At 41.1% G+C, this 20,221-nt stretch carries 14 protein-coding genes and 1 CRISPR repeat array (1 of these 15 only partly in view); of the genes, 8 read left to right on the top strand and 6 right to left on the bottom strand.

Annotation, left to right across the window (positions count from 1 at the left end; translation table 11 throughout):
* Window positions 1-24: 24 nt before the first annotated feature.
* Window positions 25-2,178 carry a DNA helicase RecQ gene (recQ, locus tag ACQFX9_RS21485; protein WP_427162965.1) on the bottom strand — a complete coding sequence of 718 codons (2,154 nt, stop codon included), beginning with the start codon at window positions 2,176-2,178 and terminating at the stop codon, window positions 25-27.
* Window positions 2,179-2,244: 66 nt separating this feature from the next.
* Here recQ and ACQFX9_RS21480 point away from each other — a divergent pair, with 66 nt between their 5' ends.
* Both ACQFX9_RS21480 and ACQFX9_RS21475 read left to right on the top strand, forming a co-directional pair.
* Window positions 2,245-2,400 (top strand): hypothetical protein, encoded by a 156-nt coding sequence (locus tag ACQFX9_RS21480; RefSeq protein ID WP_427158344.1) that lies wholly within the window; start codon window positions 2,245-2,247, stop codon window positions 2,398-2,400.
* A 439-nt stretch (window positions 2,401-2,839) separates the two neighbouring features.
* Window positions 2,840-3,442 (top strand): peptidoglycan-binding domain-containing protein, encoded by a 603-nt coding sequence (locus ACQFX9_RS21475; protein WP_427158343.1) that lies wholly within the window; start codon window positions 2,840-2,842, stop codon window positions 3,440-3,442.
* A gap of 38 nt (window positions 3,443-3,480) precedes the next feature.
* On the opposite strand, the gene ACQFX9_RS21470 is transcribed toward ACQFX9_RS21475, so the two are convergent.
* Window positions 3,481-5,901 carry a sucrose synthase gene (locus ACQFX9_RS21470; RefSeq protein ID WP_427158341.1) on the bottom strand — a complete coding sequence of 807 codons (2,421 nt, stop codon included), beginning with the start codon at window positions 5,899-5,901 and terminating at the stop codon, window positions 3,481-3,483.
* 432 nt (window positions 5,902-6,333) lie between these two features.
* Between ACQFX9_RS21470 and ACQFX9_RS21465 the strand changes: the two genes are divergently transcribed.
* Both ACQFX9_RS21465 and ACQFX9_RS21460 read left to right on the top strand, forming a co-directional pair.
* The gene (locus ACQFX9_RS21465) at window positions 6,334-7,200 is read left to right on the top strand and encodes a TIGR02587 family membrane protein (protein WP_427158339.1); all 867 of its coding nucleotides are present in this window, start codon (window positions 6,334-6,336) and stop codon (window positions 7,198-7,200) included.
* Window positions 7,197-7,595 carry a TIGR02588 family protein gene (locus ACQFX9_RS21460; RefSeq protein ID WP_427158337.1) on the top strand — a complete coding sequence of 133 codons (399 nt, stop codon included), beginning with the start codon at window positions 7,197-7,199 and terminating at the stop codon, window positions 7,593-7,595. Before ACQFX9_RS21465 ends, ACQFX9_RS21460 begins: the two co-directional genes overlap by 4 nt.
* Before the next feature lie 124 nt (window positions 7,596-7,719).
* On the opposite strand, the gene ACQFX9_RS21455 is transcribed toward ACQFX9_RS21460, so the two are convergent.
* On the bottom strand, window positions 7,720-8,925 hold the full coding sequence (locus tag ACQFX9_RS21455; RefSeq protein ID WP_427158335.1) for a DUF4336 domain-containing protein: 1,206 nt from the start codon (window positions 8,923-8,925) through the stop codon (window positions 7,720-7,722).
* Between the two features lie 373 nt (window positions 8,926-9,298).
* Here ACQFX9_RS21455 and ACQFX9_RS21450 point away from each other — a divergent pair, with 373 nt between their 5' ends.
* Entirely contained in the window at window positions 9,299-9,982 is a 684-nt protein-coding gene (locus ACQFX9_RS21450; RefSeq protein ID WP_427158333.1) for an ATP-dependent Zn protease, read from the top strand.
* 231 nt (window positions 9,983-10,213) lie between these two features.
* Here ACQFX9_RS21450 and ACQFX9_RS21445 read toward each other — a convergent pair whose 3' ends face one another.
* Window positions 10,214-11,251: a GGDEF domain-containing protein gene (locus ACQFX9_RS21445; RefSeq protein WP_427158331.1), complete on the bottom strand. Its 1,038-nt coding sequence runs from the start codon at window positions 11,249-11,251 to the stop codon at window positions 10,214-10,216.
* Window positions 11,252-12,655: 1,404 nt separating this feature from the next.
* Between ACQFX9_RS21445 and alaS the strand changes: the two genes are divergently transcribed.
* From alaS to ACQFX9_RS21430, 3 genes are all read left to right on the top strand, one after another.
* Window positions 12,656-15,298, top strand: a complete 2,643-nt coding sequence (gene alaS, locus ACQFX9_RS21440; RefSeq protein WP_427158330.1) for an alanine--tRNA ligase — start codon at window positions 12,656-12,658, stop codon at window positions 15,296-15,298.
* A 357-nt stretch (window positions 15,299-15,655) separates the two neighbouring features.
* Window positions 15,656-16,819, top strand: a complete 1,164-nt coding sequence (locus ACQFX9_RS21435) for a Fic family protein (protein ID WP_427158329.1) — start codon at window positions 15,656-15,658, stop codon at window positions 16,817-16,819.
* A 92-nt stretch (window positions 16,820-16,911) separates the two neighbouring features.
* A complete protein-coding gene (locus tag ACQFX9_RS21430; protein ID WP_427158327.1) occupies window positions 16,912-17,085 on the top strand; it encodes a hypothetical protein in 174 nt (57 codons plus the stop codon).
* Between the two features lie 57 nt (window positions 17,086-17,142).
* Here the strand turns inward: ACQFX9_RS21430 and ACQFX9_RS21425 are convergent, their stop codons facing one another.
* Both ACQFX9_RS21425 and ACQFX9_RS21420 read right to left on the bottom strand, forming a co-directional pair.
* Window positions 17,143-17,490 (bottom strand): hypothetical protein, encoded by a 348-nt coding sequence (locus tag ACQFX9_RS21425; RefSeq protein ID WP_427158325.1) that lies wholly within the window; start codon window positions 17,488-17,490, stop codon window positions 17,143-17,145.
* 66 nt (window positions 17,491-17,556) lie between these two features.
* Complete coding sequence (locus ACQFX9_RS21420; protein WP_427158324.1) at window positions 17,557-19,011, bottom strand: ABC transporter ATP-binding protein; 1,455 nt, start codon at window positions 19,009-19,011, stop codon at window positions 17,557-17,559.
* A 247-nt stretch (window positions 19,012-19,258) separates the two neighbouring features.
* A CRISPR array of direct repeats spans window positions 19,259-20,221; the repeat unit is 36 nt; unit sequence CTTTCCAAACCCTCTTCCCCTAACGGGGATGGAAAC; it runs 10 nt beyond the window's last position.

Raw genomic sequence — 20,221 nt, 5'->3', positions numbered from 1 at the left:
ACATTAATCCCCAGTCCCTTTAAACTACTTACGTTGTCGTCGCCATTTTTCCCGCACCAGGCGAATCTCATCAAAGGTATAACTATTGCCTAACTGTTCTTTAATTGGCGTTAGGGGAATATCACCCAGCACTTCTAAAACTTGCCAAATTTTTTGTTGATGTTCCAAAGGGACTAATTGATTTAAGTCTACTGGCTGATTTTTTTCGATGAGTTTTTCTAAATGGCTAGCAATAGTAGTCGGGCTTAAATTGCGTTTTTGAGCAATTTGAGCAATATTTAAGCCTTGTTGATGTAACTGTAATGTCTGTAATTCAGTCCCAGAAACTAAGCTGAGTGAGGGTGTATATTCAGCAGTCTTAGCTGTGGAATTTTGTTCTTGAATATAGGCGCGAATTTCTGAGAGAAACTTTTCCCCATATTGGGCGAGTTTATGACTACCTACACCAGAAAGTTTACCGAATTCCGCTAAGTTTTTCGGCTGTACCTGTGCCATTAATTTCAAAGTAGAATCGTGAAAGACTACATAAGGCGGTACAGACTGTTCATCGGCTAATTGTTTACGCAGCGATCGCAATCTCTGTAATAATGCTTCTGCAATCTCAGCTTTGGGATTATCGGGGACTAACCGCACTTTTTGCGCCACAGGAACAGATAAGAAAACTTGGCGTTGACGGCGCATTACTTCCCAACTTAACGCATTTAATTTCAGTACAGAATAGCCATCGGTAGTTTGTTCTAATAAACCTTGATGTAAAAGCGATCGCCCCAAAATTCGCCATTCATCTGCGGTTCTATCTTTACCTATACCGTAAGTAGAAAGCTTATCATGCTCATATTGAATAATCTTCTCTTTTTTCGCCCCACGTAACACATCAATAATGTGTAACATCCCAAATCTTTCTTTACATCGCGCCACACAAGATAAAAACTTCATGGCTTCAATTGTCCAATCTTCTAAAGGTTTGGGATGGCGACAATTATCACAGTTAGCACAATTACCCGCAAAGCGTTCGCCAAAATAACCTAGTTGAATTGTCCGCCGACAATCTGTCCCTTCAGCATAGTCGATCATCTGCCGGAGTTGTTGTCTGGCAATCAATTGTTCCTGGGGTTCGGTTTTTTGGTCAATACTCCATTCAATGGTTTTAATATCAGCAAAACTGAAAAAGATTGTACACCGCGACGGTTCGCCGTCTCTTCCCGCCCTACCTGATTCTTGATAGTAACTCTCTAAATTACGGGGAATATCAAAATGCACCACTAACCGCACATCAGGTTTATTAATTCCCATGCCAAAAGCGATAGTCGCCACCATCACCCGCACATCATCCCGAATAAATCGCGTTTGATTTTTACTCCGTTCATCGTCAGGTAAGCCGGCATGATAAGGTAAGACGGAAACCTTATCGTTTTGCAGTTTAAAAGTTAGTTCTTCGACCTTTTTACGCGTTAAACAATAAACAATGACTGAGCCTTCCGTGTCACGAATTAATTCTAATAATTCAGCGTAAGCTTGTTTACTTTTGGCGCGGACTTCGTAATATAAATTTTGCCGGTTAAAACTAGCAAGATGAATACTGGGTTGTTTTAAGCCTAATTGTTGAATGATATCAGACCGGACGCGATCTGTGGCGGTTGCCGTCAGCGCAAGCATGGGAACATTGGCGTAACGCTTCCGCAGTAACTTTAACTGACGATATTCTGGCCGAAAATCATGTCCCCATTCCGAAACACAATGTGCTTCATCGATTGCAAATATCGATATCCCAATCTTTTCATGAACTAAATCCAGAAAAGGGAGAAATCTTTCACTCAGCAGCTTTTCTGGGGCAACGTAGAGTAATTTTACCTTACCATTGACAATGGCATCTTCCCGCGATCGCACTTGATAGGGGTTCAAACTACTATTGAGGAAGGTAGCTGAGATATTATTATTTCGCAGTGCTTCTACTTGGTCTTGCATCAAAGCAATTAACGGTGATACCACTACAGTCAGTCCTGTTTTCATCAGTGCAGGTAACTGAAAGCACAAAGATTTTCCCCCACCCGTAGGCATCACTATCAATAAGTCCCGATTTTGCAGCGCGTCTTGGATAATTTGCCGTTGTCCTGGACGAAAGTTATCATAACCGAAGTGATATTTTAACGCTTGTTCGAGATTGGGATACTGAAGCATAGCGATCGCTTGTCTAACTGCGTTCTCTGTGGGTATTGATACTGAGATCATCAAAGCACAAGTTCTATGCTAACTCCTCTGTGCCTAGAACGCGAAGGATTTCTACGCTGTTTTTCCAGAGATTACAATTTGCGATCGCTTTTGTACATCAGACTACTGGCGTGGCTAACGTCCCGCTACAACACTTGCGGCTTGATAGAAGCCTATAATTTAAACCCCTAAATTTGGTTAGAATACTTTAGCTTGAATTCAGCAGATAAAAGTCTATTTATAAAGTAAATATTTTATACTCTCACCAAAAAATATACATATATATATACTGCTTAAGGTGGAATAATTTCCTTTATATATAGAGTTTATTATTCTTGATCAAGTTGACTATATAGAAAATTTTACATTGAGGTAATTTCACAGTTGATTAAATGACTAAAGTTGTGATTTGCATGATAAAAAAAGCACTGTTCACAATTTAAATACTGCCACATCTAAAAGTTGGAACATCCAAAACTGATTGGATGAAAATGTTTCATGCTTGATTGATGATTTATTGATTTTTGGCAATTGCTCAAAATTTAACTCCAGAAATTTCAGTAATCACTATTCCGGAATAGATGATTTTCTTCTGTCAAAGGAATTATGGGTGATAGTGATATCAAATAACATGAATGATATTGTCCTGCTGATGACGGGTGTATTAGCAATACAGCAAACATCTCCGTCGATTGTACCCAAGCAGCCTGTAATTCAGCTCGACAATGGCGTGAAAAAAGCTACATCTATTGAGTCAGATCAGTTAGTGTCATCTGCAAAAACCACGCCGCCTGAATTCGTGCTGCTAAGTGACAGTTCCCCAAGTATTGAATTAGCTTTCAACACCGAAAATTCACATACACCAAGTAGACAAACACCTGTAAAAAAGGATGTTTACAGTGTAGATGAATTTCAAAATTTTCAGGCTGTGCGGCTCAAATCGCCACGCCAACCCGTGCTTATTGCACAACAAACACCCAGTAAAATTTTGATTGCTAGACGCACTTCTAGGTCTGTTCGTAATGTACCAAATTTACGTTTTGGTCATTCCGGTAGTGCTGTTAGAGTCTTACAAAGATTATTGGTAGCGAATGGCTATCGTGTTCCCATTGATGGGGTATATGGAGCGTTTACAGAAAGTGCAGTTAAAGCCTTTCAAGTGCGGCGAAATCTGCAAGCAGATGGCGTAGTGGGGCCGAGAACTTGGTATTCGTTAACTGCATATTCCAGATAATTAGTAATGGGTATAACCCATTACTAATTTAATAATTATCATCGATATTGATGCTGTGCTAAAAGTTGTTGCGCTCTTGGTTTATAAATTAAATAGAATAAAGCCTCCAGGTAGCGCAACAAATCCTCACGATTTTCTTTGGAGGTAAAGTTCCAGAAACCATAAATTCTGGCTAGAGATAATAGCTTTGTGGTGTGAATCTTCCAAGTGTAGGTGCTGTATACTCTGTCAATGGCTTTTTGAGAAACTATATTCCAATATTGGGGATTCTCTTCACATTTAATGACGAATTCGAGAATTTTATCGGCTGTTTCTTCTGAATTTGTGGGGTTAATATAAAAACCATTGACTTGATTTTGAATAATTTCTAATGGCCCCCCAAATTGAGTCGCAAAAGTTGGTAGTCCAGAAATCATTGCTTCCAGAATTGTTAAACCAAACGCTTCAAATAATGCTGGTTGGACAAAGATTCCTTGATGATCTGCAATGACACGATACACTTCTCCAGAGTCAGTTTTTGAGAGGCGCACCCCTAGCCAGCGAATTTTGCCGTGCAGATTATATTCGTCAATAATATGATAAAGTTTGACGATTTCATCCCGTTCTTCATTGTCGTCTGATTCTTCTACCCGCAACTTACCAGCAATTAAAATTAAGTTGCAATGTGCTTGTAATTCTTTGCTACGTCCAAAGCATTCGGCTAAACCGGTCAGGTTTTTAATGCGGTCGAGACGCGCCATTGAGAAAATCGGACGCTTGTGGGGGTCATCGAGTTTACCGAAGATTTGGCTAGGGTCTTCTAAAGTAAATAGCATTTCGGCGAGGCGATCGCGATCGCTTTCTACCCTATCTTCTTGTCGTGTGTAGGGAAAATAGGCGTTTTCGTTCACCCCTGGGGGTACAACATTAAATTTGGGACTAAATAATTCAATCCCGTTCACCACATGATACAACTCTGGCATGGTGAAACATTTGTAAGATTCGTACTGTCCGATACTATCTCCTGTCCCGACGATTTCTTGGTAGGTGCTGCTGATGATGAAGTTAGCTGCATTCATTGCAATTAAATCAGCCGTAAATTGCAAGGAAAAATGATATTTATCTTCCAAATCTTGCCAATACAAGTTACTAAACAAGTATTTGGATTTTTCTAAAGCATGGGCGATATTACATTGGGTGACTTTCATCCGTCGCGCTAACAAAAACGCCACTAAATTCCCATCGGTATAGTTACCCACAATTAAATCTGGTCTACCTTGGAATTCTGCTAACAGTTCCCGTTCCGCATCAATGGCGAAGGTTTCTAGATAAGGCCAAAACTCAAATCGGGAAATCCAGTTTTGCGTCATGTTGGGGTTGAATTCCCGCAAAGGAACGCGCAAAATCCAGGCGTTTTCTGTTCCGTGGACTTTTTCAAGGCGTTGGTTACAAAGCGTCCCATCACTATTAGGAATCAGACGCGTCAGAATGATGACTTTGGGCTGGACATTTAACCCCTCTAACCCAGCGAGTATGACATCTTCTTGCAGTTGCTTTTCTAAATTTTTGGCTTGGTCGAGGACATACACCACCTGACCACCGGTGTCAGGACGACCTAAAACCCCCTCCTGTCCAAACCAACCGTGTGCTGACACTAGGACGATTCTAAAAATCATCGGGACGCGAGAGATGAAAGCTTCTAGGGTATGGGGGTCTGGTGAGTCGATTAATTCATCGAGAATATCTAAGGTGTCTCGCACACGGGAAGCTGTGTTACCCCAACCTGGTTCAAAACCCATAGTTTGCAATTCCAGACGGAAACGTTCATAGGGTTCATCGTTGGGTCGGTCATTGACAAAGTTGATAGCTTTTTTAACTTGCTGCGAGAGCTGTTGTTGTGATTGAATGCGATCGTTGATTAATAGTTGGACACCGTTGTAATGATGCAGACGTAGGAAGTTAAATAGACTTTCTAGCCATTGTCTAGCATCTTGAAATAGTTTGCTGGAGAGGTAGCGGTTAAGGAACTGTACACCCTTACCGATATTTTTCGGGTCGCGGATGACTGGAGTGTAGTCGTAAAAAGGGCCAAAGTCTAACTCTAGCAGATCACCATCTTGGGGATGAAACTTATTGACGAAGCGATCGCGCAAATCTAATAAATCCTGTACCGTCATTGCTTCTACATCTAAGTCTGCTGTGAGTCGATACACTTCTTGACTCGCAATTTTGGCGCGAATAATAAAACAAAAATTTGAATCTTCTTGAATAATCTCTTGGGTATAGTAAATTAATTTACCCAAATGAGAAGAAGTATAAAACGTCTCTGGTTTGTCGAATTTATTACAGTATTCTCTATACTCATTCAAGATGTCATTACGCAGTAAATAATTCTGTTCCTTTTGGCGTAATTGACTCACAAAGCAACGTAAATCACTTTTTTCTTCACTATCCAGTATTGCCTGAATCAATTCTGACATAGTAACCTCTAAATGATGATTTTGCCTTCTAGGGTAGCGTAAGCTGCCAACCTAGATTTTAGACACGTAAAAACTTAAAGAAACACAGATAAAACAATTTATCTGTGTTTTATATGTGTATTTAATCGTGCCGTTATTTACGTAGAATAAATAAAAACCAGTGGTTTTTAGTCTGACTAAAGACAGAAAATAGCTAATTTTTTGAGAAATTTTCGATTTTTAATTACCTGCATATCGCATTATTATGACGGTGATGTGTCAGCAATTTTACTTTTTTATTATTGGTTATTTTAGTTATATACTTAACGAGTTAATTGATAACTGTCTCTAGATAGATTATCTATCTCATAATTTAATTACCCCAGAGAGATGAATAAAAAATAAAAATATCGGAGCTTAATCATCATGGATTAGGCAAAGGAAATAGTAAGATTGGCAGTCAATCGTCAGCAGAATATCTTTAAAAGTGAGCTAAATGATATTGTTCGGGGTGCTTGTGGTGGCTTTTTATTTGGCATCCCCTTGTTATATACTATGGAAGTTTGGTGGGTAGGATCGCTTGTCAAAGCACAACTGATGATGAGTGCGATCGCTTTAATGTTTGTTGTCGTGTTTCTACTCAATAAAACAGAAGGATTTCGTAAAATTCAACGTCGTAAACGACCTTATGAAGCCATCACAGATACAATAGAAGCAATAGCTATTGGCATCATTTGTTCTACTTTGATGTTGATATTATTACGAGAAATCACAATTGCAACCTCCCTAAGAGAAGCGATTGGCAAAATCATTTTTGAAAGTGTTCCTTTTACTTTCGGTGTAGCATTAGCTAACCAATTTTTAGGCGAAAGTAATAATAATCAACAATCCAGCCACAAAAATCACCAGAAACCGAATAATTTGGACGCTACTTTTGCAGACTTAGGTGCAACTCTGATTGGCGCAACCGTAATTGCATTTAATATTGCTCCTACAGATGAAGTTACCATGATTGTAGCTGCGGTTTCAGCACCGTGGCTTTTGGCAATTATTGCAGCATCTTTGGTGATTTCTTATGCAATTGTTTTCCAAGCGGGTTTTTCTGATCAGCAAAAGCGGAAACAGCAAAAAGGTATTTTTCAAAGACCATTAAGTGAAACAGTTATTTCCTATTTAGTTTCGTTAATAGCCAGTGCTTTTATGTTGTGGTTTTTTCATAAATTAAGCTTCTCCAATCCTTGGAGTATGTGGTTAGAAAATACTTTAATTTTAGGATTACCTGCAACTATTGGCGGTGCAGCAGGTAGGTTAGCCATATGAATCAATCAGAATCAGAAGCAGAACGCACTCCAGCCGAATGGATAACTTTAAGTATCGCCTTATTTATTCTGGCAATTATTGTTAGTCTAGTAGGATATATCTGGATTAATGAAAAAGATCAACCACCTATTATTTCCGTCAATAAGAAGCAGACTATTAGAAGAGTAAACGGTCAATTTTATGTTCCCTTTGAAGTTGTCAACTCTGGCGGAGAAACGGCTGAATCAGTACAAATTATCGCCACGTTAAAAGTTAGCAGCCAGGTAGAAGAAACAGGAGAACAACAAATTGATTTTTTATCTGGAGGAGAAAGGGAAGAAGGCGCGTTTGTATTTAACCACAATCCACAAAGCGGCGAGTTGAATATACGCATTGCTAGCTATAAGTTACCATAGCAACGCTAGAAAATATATGTTTTTATTAGGATTTACGTAATACCGTTTCTTGATGAAGATGCGCTTTATTATGCACTGTAGAGATGTTGTATGCCACGTCTCTACATCATTATATTTGGTGTAACTAAATCCGATTTTTAGCTGGTGTAGCGATACCTCGCTGTACTAAATTACTTTCTAACTCCTTGATGAATCGCATATCTGTTTCTAGTAGAGGTTGCAGATTCATCCTAGAGGAATTGTTCTCCAAAAAAGCAAAGGATTGACGAAATTCATCGGGACTCGCAGCAAATGGTGCATCAAAATGACAGGCGATAATCTGCTGAAAATCCCATTTGGCAACTCGATTTGCCCAGTTAATTACTTGATTTGGGTCTTGGGGCAGAATCAGACTTTGTAAAATAGGGGCGACAAATGGTCTACCATGACCTCGCAAGGCGTTAAATGAATGCTGCCAGTTTTCTTGCCAGCGAAACGGAAATAAGCCAAAGTAAGCCTTATGTGAGTGATCTGGTGCTTGCATAGCATCACGAAACATCTGCCATAAACCAGTGATTTGCAGCGTGCTAGGACGAAAGTAAATGGCAAATAAACAAATGCGTTGCCATCCTTGGCGGCGGTTGGTGGGGTTATCTACTATTGTTTGCTGTGCGTGTTCTCTGGCATGAAATAGCAGAGGATAGGGGTCTAATTGGCTAATGGCAGGTGGATCTTCGGGTATGGATAATACTGTATCAGTGACTAGGAGAGTACGCGATCGCTTATGCAACATCGCCACCTCTACAAATGCGCCTCCCCCCAAATTAATGTCTAAAATTGCATAGTCCAACTCATCACCAAAGGGAGCTTGACTACTATCTTCTGGTAGTATCTGTGTGCGCTTTTGGGGAAACCCTAGCCAACTCAGGGGCATATTCCAGGGGAAACTCCACTGGTGAGGGGCAATAAATACCTGGGCTTGGGGAAAACATCTCGCAAATGGCCCCACAAATACTTTATGTTCTAAACCCGAACTAGTCGGTAAAATAATGTACTTAACTTCTCCGTGCCTAGCGACCAAATCCTTAACTAGTTTGATACACTCTGACGTTGCCGCCACAGGTGCATAAACCAACAAACCACCTGCATCTAGTTTGATCACCGTCATGCGAATGGGAACTATGGCGTAGAGAATGCCATGCAGTTGATCAAATGTCCAAATAGTATCTTTGACTACTTCTCGACAAATTGTCCGCCGTTTGTAGTAGGGATAAAGTGGCAAAGCCAACCAGAACGGCCAAAACCAATCTTGAGGATTCTCACCTAGTGACTTTGCCTGTAATCTCATCATCTTTCAGTTTTGGGGATTGGGGACTGGGGATTGGGGACTGGGGATTGGGGATTGGGGATTGGGGATTGGGGACTTGTACTGAGCTTGTCGAAGTATTAGGGATTGGGGATCGGGGACTTGTACTGAGCTTGTCGAAGTATTGGGGATCGGGGACTAAATTTGATTTTGAAGCTTCTTTTTCATTTTTAACATTGAGATATGCAACGCATTGATTAATATAATTTAAGAAAGATTAAGCTCAAAATATAGTAACTGTTCCAGTGCTGAGTGCGAAGTCATTCTTCCCCTGCACCCTTACTTCCCCTGCTTCCCCTACTTTCCCAATCCCAGTCCCCAGTCCCCAGTCCCCGATCCCCAATCCCCAGTCCCCATTATGAGCCAAACCGCCCTTAATCTAGTTGCCATATCTGTGTTTCTGATGACGCTATCAGCTTTGTTGGGGCCTTTAATTAACTTATCTCCTGCAATTCCGGCAATTACGACTTTCACAATTTTGGGGATAGCCACTATTGATAGTTTCAGTTTGCAGGGAAAGGGTGGTGCGCTGCTGTTAGATTGGATTGCGGGCTTTTCTCCACAACATCGCGATCGCATTATTCACCACGAAGCTGGACATTTCCTAGTCGCCCACCTGTTGGGAATTCCCGTCACAGGTTATACCCTCAGTGCATGGGAAGCCCTGAAACAAGGACAACCAGGCCAAGGTGGTGTAACTTTTGATGATCAAGAAATAGCTTTGCAACTACAGCAAGGTAAAATCACCACCCAAATGCTAGATCGTTACTGCACCGTTTGGATGGCGGGGATCGCCGCAGAAAGCTTAGTCTATGAACGTGCGGAAGGTGGTACTGATGATCAAAGCAAGTTAGCTAGTGTGTTAAAAGTTTTGGGTTTTTCAGAATCAAACTATCAACAAAAGAAAAGATTTCACGCCCTCCAAGCGAAAACTCTTTTAGAGAAAAACTGGTCTAGTTACCAAGCTTTAGTCCAGGTGATGAGACAGCGCGGTACAGTTGCAGACTGCGAAAAAGCTATGGTGAATGAGGTGTATAGGTAGTATGGTTTTGAGCTTCTGGAATAGCCAATGAATCTTGGCTTTCAATCCAACATCCTTCTTGGAAAGTTGAGCCACTGCGTTGGACGGGTTTCCCGGCTTGTAGCAAGTGGCGTTCCTACGGCGGGAAACCCGCCTACAGAACTTTCCGCAAAATCCAAAATTGGTATAAGGGTGTAGGGGAAGAATAGGTAATATTCATTCGTTCCCCTATACCCCTACACCCCTATACCCTTACACCCCCATACCCCTACTCATTCCAGAAACCGTCTCTAAACTCGAAGTTTGAGAATATTCTCCCCACGTAATGACTTTGTTTCTACCAGATGCTTTTGCAGCTAGGAGACACTGGTCAGCACGATGTAACAAATTTATCCCTTTTTCGTCGTCGTCGGGTTGCAAACTGGCTACACCTAAACTAATGGTGATCTGCAAATGTAACTGACTGTTAATTGCAAAGGGTTGTTCTCTAACTATCCGGTTCAGACGTTCAGCGACGGTTAAAGCTTCATCACTGTTAGTGTAGGGTAAAAGGACAACAAATTCTTCTCCTCCATAGCGAAAAGCTGTGTCTTGACTACGTAAATTATGACGTAGACGACTACACAGTAATTGCAACAGGCGATCGCCTACTAAATGCCCATGCTGATCATTCACTTTTTTGAAAAAGTCTACATCCAAAATAATCAAGCTTAAGGGAGTATCTTGACTACGGGCTTTATTGATTTGTCTGGGTAAATCCCATTCTAGGGCGCGACGATTATTTAAATCTGTGAGTGAATCTGCAAGGGCGATCGCTGAGAGGATATCATTGGTATTCATCAACTCGCGATACTTTTTGACTTTCCGTACACCAACTGTTAATTGACTGATAATTAAACTTTTGGTGGCAGTTGTTAGACGATTATTATTCTCTTCAGTTAATAACCAAATATAAGCATCTGCACCTTGATTGAGTGCATTAGCCATCATTTCAAACTCCCACTCACAACTGCTTTGGCTTTTATCAATTATCTGCTGGGGACGATCCTCTACCAAAATACAATGTATCCAGGATAGCTGGTTTTGTTCTTTCAACCATCGACAAACTCTGATGCTATCCTGACAACTTGCCTGCACAAATATGACATCTGGCTGCACAACTTGGATGTGCAACACTGCCTGATTAAAGTCAATAGACACTTTTAAATTAAAAGTGCTGGCATCATGAATCTGATCAGGAAGCGTGGCAAGAAATTCATGACTTCCAAAGACCAGAATGCTGGTTTTCATTGCTGTGCTTTTCGCCTTTATTCTTGCTAATCTTTGAGTTTATTTCTGCCAAATCTATAGCTTTATTCCTCTCCAATTCTCTCTGTATATATCTATACATTCTTAACTCAAAAAAACTAAAATTCTGAAAGCTTAATATCCTCTTAATACCTGTGTATGAACATAATAAAAGCCGAATTATATTCACTGGGGTTCATTAAAAAATAATCTAGGTTTTTATTTTTTAAACAGTGAAAATACTGAACATTTTTTAGGGAATCGTATTAATATTTTCTTTATAAATATGTGACTATTTAAGACAGCTTAAAACAATCATAAATGTATGATTTAAACTTCAAAAAAATCAAATATTACATACATATAATTATGATAATAATACTCAAGTCTAAGGCATCAGTATAAATAACGAAAAATACATATTTTTTACATTCACATATACAAGCTATGTGTACGTGCTTTTGCGTAAAAACATCGTTTCATTATGAAATTCACACAAAAGCTATAAATTTTACTGTAAAGTTATATACTTTTATACAGATATAAAATTTTAATAAAAAACAACTTTTTCTACGAAAAGCTAGTCAAAAACTAATCTAGTTAATCTGTGTAAATGCAGTCATCAAAATAGTAAGTCACCATGTAGTAAAATTGTATTTGTGTAGGGATATGTTGCAATTTGTAAAAAAAATCGGGCATCAAAATTTTTGTAAGACAAATAGCTTGTCCCGCATCTAAATTTTGTAAATTCTTTTGTGTATGCTGTTAAATATTACTTATCAACTGTTAACTGTTTCAGCAACCTGTGAATTAACACTTTGAATAAGTCAAAACTACTTTTAGTAATCTACCGGAATTGTGGGCAATCCTGATATATATGGATTGTTTGTGTCACATTCGAGATATTGCAGACTTACGTACTGGATATATTTTTAATGCTAAATTTGAACTCATCTGAGTATTTACTCTACTACGTACTCAGATATAGCCATATTAGTTACTTTAAAATCAAGAATTATTACGTAAGTCAAGGTTTAACTGAATTAACAACTACGAATGATGGGTTAGTTATACATCTGCTATCAGGTAGATTCCAGAAATCATACAGACATAGAACTGCTGAAAAACCGCAAATTGGTGGCAGCAAAGGGAAACAAAATGCAAAAATATATAGAGTTCTGTGAGCAGTAGCGGGATGTTGACTAGTGTGCTGTTAGCGGTGGCGGGGTGTTAAGCCCGTAAACATACTAGACTTTAGGCTCTAGTTCCTATTACAGCAAGGCGTAAATAAAGCCCTAATCATGACATAGGCAAAAAGCTGATTAAATAACTATTCTTTTTTCTTAACTTTTGCCTGCTTCCACTCACCCCTACTCGTTAAATAAAATTAGTTTGTCATTTCTTCCCATGTTTTCAAACCCCCAGTCCATCGGCGGTAACGAAATCCGCGCTAAATTCCTTAACTTCTATGCTCAAAGGGAACACCAAATTTTACCCAGTGCTTCCCTAGTACCAGAAGATCCTACTGTGCTGCTGACGATCGCGGGGATGCTACCATTTAAACCGATATTCTTGGGGCAGCGCACACCAGAATTTAAGCGGGCGACAACTTCCCAAAAGTGCATCCGTACCAATGATATTGAGAACGTCGGACGCACTAAACGGCATCATACATTTTTTGAGATGCTGGGTAATTTTAGTTTTGGTGACTATTTTAAAGAACAAGCGATCGCTTGGGGTTGGGAAATCTCTACGGAGGTGTTTGGTTTACCCAAGGAACGTTTAGTAGTTAGTGTTTTTGAAGAAGACGACGAAGCCTTTGCTATCTGGCGGGATCAAATTGGTGTACCAGCAGCCAGAATTAAGCGCATGGGTGCAGATGATAACTTTTGGGTATCTGGCCCGACTGGCCCCTGTGGCCCTTGTTCCGAAATATATTACGATTTTCACCCAGAACGGGGCGATGACAATATAGATTTAGAAGATGATACCCGGTTTATCGAGTTTTATAACTTGGTGTTCATGCAATACAATCGGGATGCCGAAGGTAACTTAACACCTCTGCAAAATAAAAACATCGACACCGGTATGGGTTTGGAGAGAATGGCGCAAATCCTCCAACAAGTACCGAATAATTATGAAACAGATTTAATTTTCCCCATTATCGAAACAGCCGCCAAAATCGCGGGGATCAATTACCACGACAGCGACGAGAACACCAAAGTTTCTTTAAAAGTCATCGGGGATCACGTCCGTTCCGTGGTTCACATGATTGCAGATGAAATCCGCGCCTCCAACGTGGGGAGGGGTTACATATTGCGGCGATTAATTCGGCGGGTGGTGCGTCATGGCAGATTAATTGGGATTAGTGGCGAATTTATTAACCAAGTTGCCGAAACTGCGATCGCTCTTTCCGAATCAGCATACCCCAATGTGCGCCAACGAGAAGCCACAATCACAGCCGAATTACAAAGAGAAGAAGCGAATTTCCTCAAAACTTTAGATAGGGGTGAGAAACTCCTAGCAGAAATCATCGCCGAGGTGAAAAAGCAAGGTAAAACCGTAATTAGTGGTGAAAGTGCCTTTAGACTGTACGACACCTACGGCTTCCCTCTCGAACTTACCCAAGAAATCGCGGCGGAAAATCACCTCACCATTGATGAAGACGACTTTAATGTCGAGATGCAAAAGCAAGTCGAACGCGCCAAAGCTGCCCACGAAACCATCGACTTAACAGTACAAGGTTCTCTGGACAAACTCGCGGAACATATCCACGCCACGGAATTTTTAGGTTATACCCAACCAGCCGCAACAGCGAAAGTCGAAGTTTTATTAGTCGGTGGTGTTTCCCAAGAAGCAGCCGAAGCCGGAACAGAGGTGCAGATTGTCCTTAACCAGACCCCATTCTATGCCGAATCTGGGGGACAAATCGGCGATCGCGGTTATATTTCCGGTGATGGCGTAGTTGTGCGCGTGGAAGATGTGAAAAAAGAATCCGATTTCTTTGTCCACTTCGGGCGCATCGAACGTGGAACACTCTGCGTAGGCGATACCGTCACCGCCCAAATTGATTGGGCTTGTCGTCGTCGCGCCCAAGCCAACCATACAGCCACCCATTTACTACAAGCGGCTTTAAAGAAAATCGTCGATGAGGGGATATCTCAAGCCGGTTCTTTGGTATCCTTCGACAGACTGCGCTTTGACTTCAACTGTCCCCGCGCCTTAACACCAGAAGAAGTTCAACAAGTAGAAGAACAGATTAACACCTGGATTTCTGAAGCCCACTCCGCCAAAATCGAAGTATTACCCTTAGCCGAAGCCAAAGCTAGGGGTGCTGTCGCCATGTTTGGGGAAAAATACGGTGATGAAGTCCGCGTTATCGATTTCCCTGGTGTATCTATGGAATTATGCGGAGGTACACACGTAAGTAATACTGCGGAGATTGGCGTATTTAAGATTATTACTGAAGCTGGCGTGGCTTCTGGCGTGCGGCGAATTGAAGGGGTATCTGGCCCCGCTATCTTAGACTACTTAAATATACGGGATAAAGTAGTTAAAGATTTAAGCGATCGCTTTAAAGTCAAACCCGAAGAACTACCGGACAGAATCACAACTTTACAAAGCGAATTGAGAAACGCTGAAAAGCAACTAGAAACGCTGAAAGGACAATTAGCGATCGCTAAATCCGACAGCTTATTACAAACCGCAACAACTCTAGGCGAACATAAAATTATCGTCGCCGAATTAGAAGGCGTTGACCCCGAATCCTTGAAAACCGCCGCCGAACGCTTACTACAAAAAATCGGTAACGGTGCAGTGGTATTGGGTTCAGTTCCCGAAGCAGGAAAAGTCAGCTTAGTTGCAGCCTTTAGCCCCGAAGTCAACAAGAAAGGCTTACAGGCGGGTAAGTTCGTTGGTGCGATCGCGAAAATCTGCGGTGGTGGCGGTGGTGGAAGACCAAACCTCGCCCAAGCCGGCGGACGCGACGCAAGTAAATTACCAGCCGCCTTAGAACAAGCACAGAGTGATTTAAATTCCGCCTTGGGTTAGTTGTAAATTTTTCTAACTAGCCAAGTAGATATGTTAAGGATTTTTGTGATGGGTTACAGTTTTGCTTAACCCATCTTTTATTTACCTTCTAAATAGATTGTACTTACCGTATCATAAACACAATATATACTTTTTTACTAATAAAAAATACTTAAGCTATTAAATAATCTTCTTATCAGATCGTAAAAATAGATTTTTAGAGCAGAAATTTTAAATACCTCAAGTCTTTAATTCACAAGGGATAGACGGGTATTTCTGAGATAATACTTTAATTCAATCTTGCGAATTAAAAAAAAATGCCCTAAATTTTAATTCAGTTATCACAATTAAAATTTATTTATAAAAAAAATATCAGACATGGACAAATCGGTCTTTACGGAGAATTGTTCAGGGAAACTGTGGGAGATATCGGTAGAAGGCAGCAAGGATTGGTCTTTTATTCCCAACCCCTTACCAGAAAATTGGGAAATGCCTATTGAAATTTGGTCGTTACTAGTTCAAGCGCGTGAGGAACTGGCGAGATTGGATGGTGTTGGCAGATATATGCCAAACTATAATTTATTGTTGCGTCCCTTGCAAAGACGAGAAGCATTGCGTTCATCTAGTCTAGAAGGGACTTATGCTACACCCCAACAACTTTTACTTTTTGAGATTGAACCCAGAGAACCGCGCTCGGCAGATGATCCTGTAAATGCTTGGCAAGAAGTTTGGAACTATAACAGGGCATTAGAGCTAGGATTACATTTATTGGGAGAGAGACCTCTGTCTTTAAACCTTATCCGAAGTATTCATCAAGAACTTTTATCTGGAGTTCGTGGATTCCAAAGAGATCCGGGCAATTTTCGCCGTTCTCAAGTTCATATCGGTTCAGACAGAAGATTTGTTCCGCCACCTCCCAACGAAATCATGCCTTGCTTGGATGCGTTGGAGAAGTACATACATCAGGAAAAAGATATAGACCCTTTGATTGTATGTTTTATGGTGCATTATCAGTTTGAAGCAATTCATCCGTTTCTTGATGGCAATGGTAGGGTAGGTAGATTATTACTTTCATTAATGATTTACGAACATTGCAAACTCAGCCAACCCTGGTTATATTTAAGTGCCTTTTTTGATCGGTATAAAGACGAATATGTCAATCTCTTGTTTGAAGTCAGTGCAGAAGGAAACTGGAAAGATTGGATTGCTTTTTGTCTGCGTGGGACTATCGAACAGTCACGAGACGCAATCAGGCGTTTTGATATGCTGCTCAAACTCCGTACTCAATACATGGAGTTGCTTTCCCAATCCAATGGAAACATTAGACTCAATCGGCTTATTGATCACCTGTTTGAATCACCAGCCATCACCATTCCACAATTAGCACAAATGTGTAACATATCCTATCCTACGGCGCGCGCTGACCTTGAAAGACTAGTAAATGTTGGGATTCTCGTAGAGTCAGACATACAGGAACGTCCAAAAATTTACTTTGCTTCGCACATTCTGGATATTGCTTACAGTGATTTTCCTAATGAGTAATGCTGAATTTCTGAGACAAAAATTACTAAATTTGATCAAACTCCTTCCCTTTTCCTCTTTGCGCCTACTGCAAGCGGTTCCGCGTTAGCGGTATGCGTAAGGCAAAAATAATACCTCATCCCACACAGCCAAAATTACTTAAACCTCCCCCCACCCATCAAAAACCCAACCTCCTCAACCGTCGCCCTGTCTGCGTCCAAAATTCCCACAAAATCACCCTTGTACATTACAGCGATGCGATCGCTCATTGCCATCACTTCTCATGAATCTCACGTTTTGTAGCAAGGTCAACCCCCTGTTACAAAACGTAATAGAGAATAGATTTAATTACTCTTGGTATAGCTGATGCCGTCAAGCTGCATTGTGAATTTACCATTTTGTTCTTGAGGTGGCTGAGTAATTTTAAACTCCCTTTTAATGGGGCCTAAAGCAATTGTCAGAGTTTTATCTGTAAAGGTTGTTGCACCACCTGTGACGGAACTATTTGAGGCTTTAAAATCGCCACCACCATCCAGATAAATTGTTACAGATGTACCATCACTAGCTACCCAGTTACCAGCATAAGTCTGTTGCTCTGCACTTAGGGGAGTTTTATTAGCACTGCAACTAGAAACAATAGGTACAACAGCAAGAGTAGTAATTAGTGCGGGTATGGTTAATCTGTTAAACATATAAGGATTATTCGATAATTTGCTGATATGAGCTACAGTGCGGTTGCTGCCATTTTCGGATTAACATCAGCATTTTCCCCCACCCATCAAAAACCCAACTTCCTCAACCGTTGCCCTGTCTGCGTTCAAAATTTCCACAAACTTACCCTTGTACATTACCGCGATGCGATCGCTCATCGCCATCACTTCTTCCAACTCAGTAGAAATATACACAATTGCCGCACCGCGATCGCGTTCTCTCAATAGCCGTGAATGTACCGACGCTATAGCCCCCACATCTAACCCCCGTGTCGGCTGCATCGCCACAATTAAATCCGGTTCTCGCGCCAATTCTCGCGCTAACACCACCTTTTGTTGATTTCCTCCTGATAGCTGACTCACTTGAACATCTTCCCCAGTCGCCCGAATATCAAATTCTTGCATTGCAACTTGGGCATGATTTTTAATCACGGCTGATTGTAATAAGAAATAACGACAAAAAGGCAAACTTTTAAACATTTTTAAAATCAGATTTTGGGCAATACTAAATTGCAACACCAAACCCATCTTTTGCCTATCTTCTGGTATATAACCGATAGCTTTTTCTGTAGTGACTTTCCCCTGTTTCACCCGCCGCAAACCCGTAATTGCATCAGCTAATTCCCGTTGTCCATTGCCATCAACCCCCGCAATACCCAAAATTTCCCCAGCCTGCACATCAAAAGACACACCACCCACAGCCATTACACCCCTATCATCCGCCACTTGCAAATTCTCCACCGACAAGACAACCTTTCCCAGTGATGCAGGTGATTTATCAACTTGCAAAGTTACTTCGCGCCCCACCATCAATTCCGCTAGCTGCTGGGGTGTGACAGCTTCAGTCTGGGTATTAGCCACTACTTTTCCCCGACGTAACACGGTGACTGTATCGCAGAGATTGATTACCTCTTCTAACTTGTGACTAATAAAAATAATCGTATTTCCAGCCGCCGCCAGTTGACGTAAAATCATCATTAATGATTCCACCTCTGGAGGAGTTAAAACCGCCGTTGGTTCATCGAGAATCAATATTTTCGCCTGACGATAAAGCACCTTGAGAATTTCTACCCGTTGCTGTATACCTAGAGGTAAATTTTCAACCTTAGCACTGGGGTCAATTTCTAAGCCGTAACTCTGGGATAAAGCCGCAATTTCCTGTTGTTTTTGGCGCAGATTTAAATGTAATGTTTTTTCTCTACCTAAAATAATATTTTCTGTCACAGTTAATTGAGGCACAAGCATGAAATGTTGATAAATCATGCCAATACCTAATTTAATTGCTGCATTGGGTGAAGTTATCTTTACTAGTTGATGGTTGAGATAAATTTGACCGGCATCAGGTTGATATAGACCACTGATAATATTCATTAAAGTAGTCTTACCTGCGCCATTTTCACCCAAAATTGCGTGAATCTTACCAGTATCAACGCTCAGACTAATGTTGTCATTAGCAACAAATGAGCCAAAACACTTAGTAATCTTTTCTAATCGTAAAGACATTTTATGAGACTCTTGACAACTTTTAGTCTCATATTTTACTGTTCTAGCTAGTGTGTCCGAGATTTTCGACACCACTCGCCAGAACCTTGAAAACCGCATAATTTCGTTAAGTGGTGTCGATAGCTTACACAGCATCGGTTTCAGCCCGTGAAATCCACTATTTTTCTTATTTATTTTTTGAGAGAAAAAGGTGGTGTCGAAACGGGTAGTTGAAACTCTTGCTCTGTAAGGTTTCCAGATGGTAGCTCTTTCCAAACCCTCTTCCCCTAACGGGGATGGAAACCCTGCATTTGCTATTAAAATACTTTCTTTTGATAATCCTTTCCAAACCCTCTTCCCCTAACGGGGATGGAAACTTTTTAGAAATCAATCAACCGAAAGGACTAGACTTTCCAAACCCTCTTCCCCTAACGGGGATGGAAACGCGATCAGGGAAGCGTTGAGTAAAACAACCACTACCTTTCCAAACCCTCTTCCCCTAACGGGGATGGAAACAACAGAGTTCCAGTTAAGGTTTGGCCGTTTATTGTTACTTTCCAAACCCTCTTCCCCTAACGGGGATGGAAACTTATTATAGTAAGTCTTTTGGCTATCTTTTACTTTAACTTTCCAAACCCTCTTCCCCTAACGGGGATGGAAACAAGCCAAAATGCCTGTGCGTGTTCCGGTTGCTACCCTTTCCAAACCCTCTTCCCCTAACGGGGATGGAAACGCCAAGGATTTTCTTTTTGCGGTGCGAAATTGTATGCGTCTTTCCAAACCCTCTTCCCCTAACGGGGATGGAAACCCTTTATCTAACCATTCCCTCCAATTGTGGGTATACTTTCCAAACCCTCTTCCCCTAACGGGGATGGAAACTTTCTAAGCTGCTTCCGTGAGGGTACCTTGCGTATGCTTTCCAAACCCTCTTCCCCTAACGGGGATGGAAACTCGATGTCGCCCTTCAGCACGCCGTTCGCTTGCTTTCCAAACCCTCTTCCCCTAACGGGGATGGAAACAACTATAGCTCCACAAGAAAACCACCCATAAATTATAGACTTTCCAAACCCTCTTCCCCTAACGGGGATGGAAACTATTAAAAACTCCAAAATCAACTATGAATGCCTCAACTTTCCAAACCCTCTTCCCCTAACGGGGATGGAAACATCAAGCATTTCCACTGAGAATTGGCTAGCGTCCTCAAGCTTTCCAAACCCTCTTCCCCTAACGG

Origin of the sequence: Aliinostoc sp. HNIBRCY26 (genome assembly GCF_050235535.1) — a bacterium.
In the GTDB taxonomy this organism is placed as follows: domain Bacteria; phylum Cyanobacteriota; class Cyanobacteriia; order Cyanobacteriales; family Nostocaceae; genus Trichormus.
The sequence above is the reverse complement of the archived record's forward strand: the minus strand, read 5'-3'. Positions and strand labels throughout refer to the sequence as shown.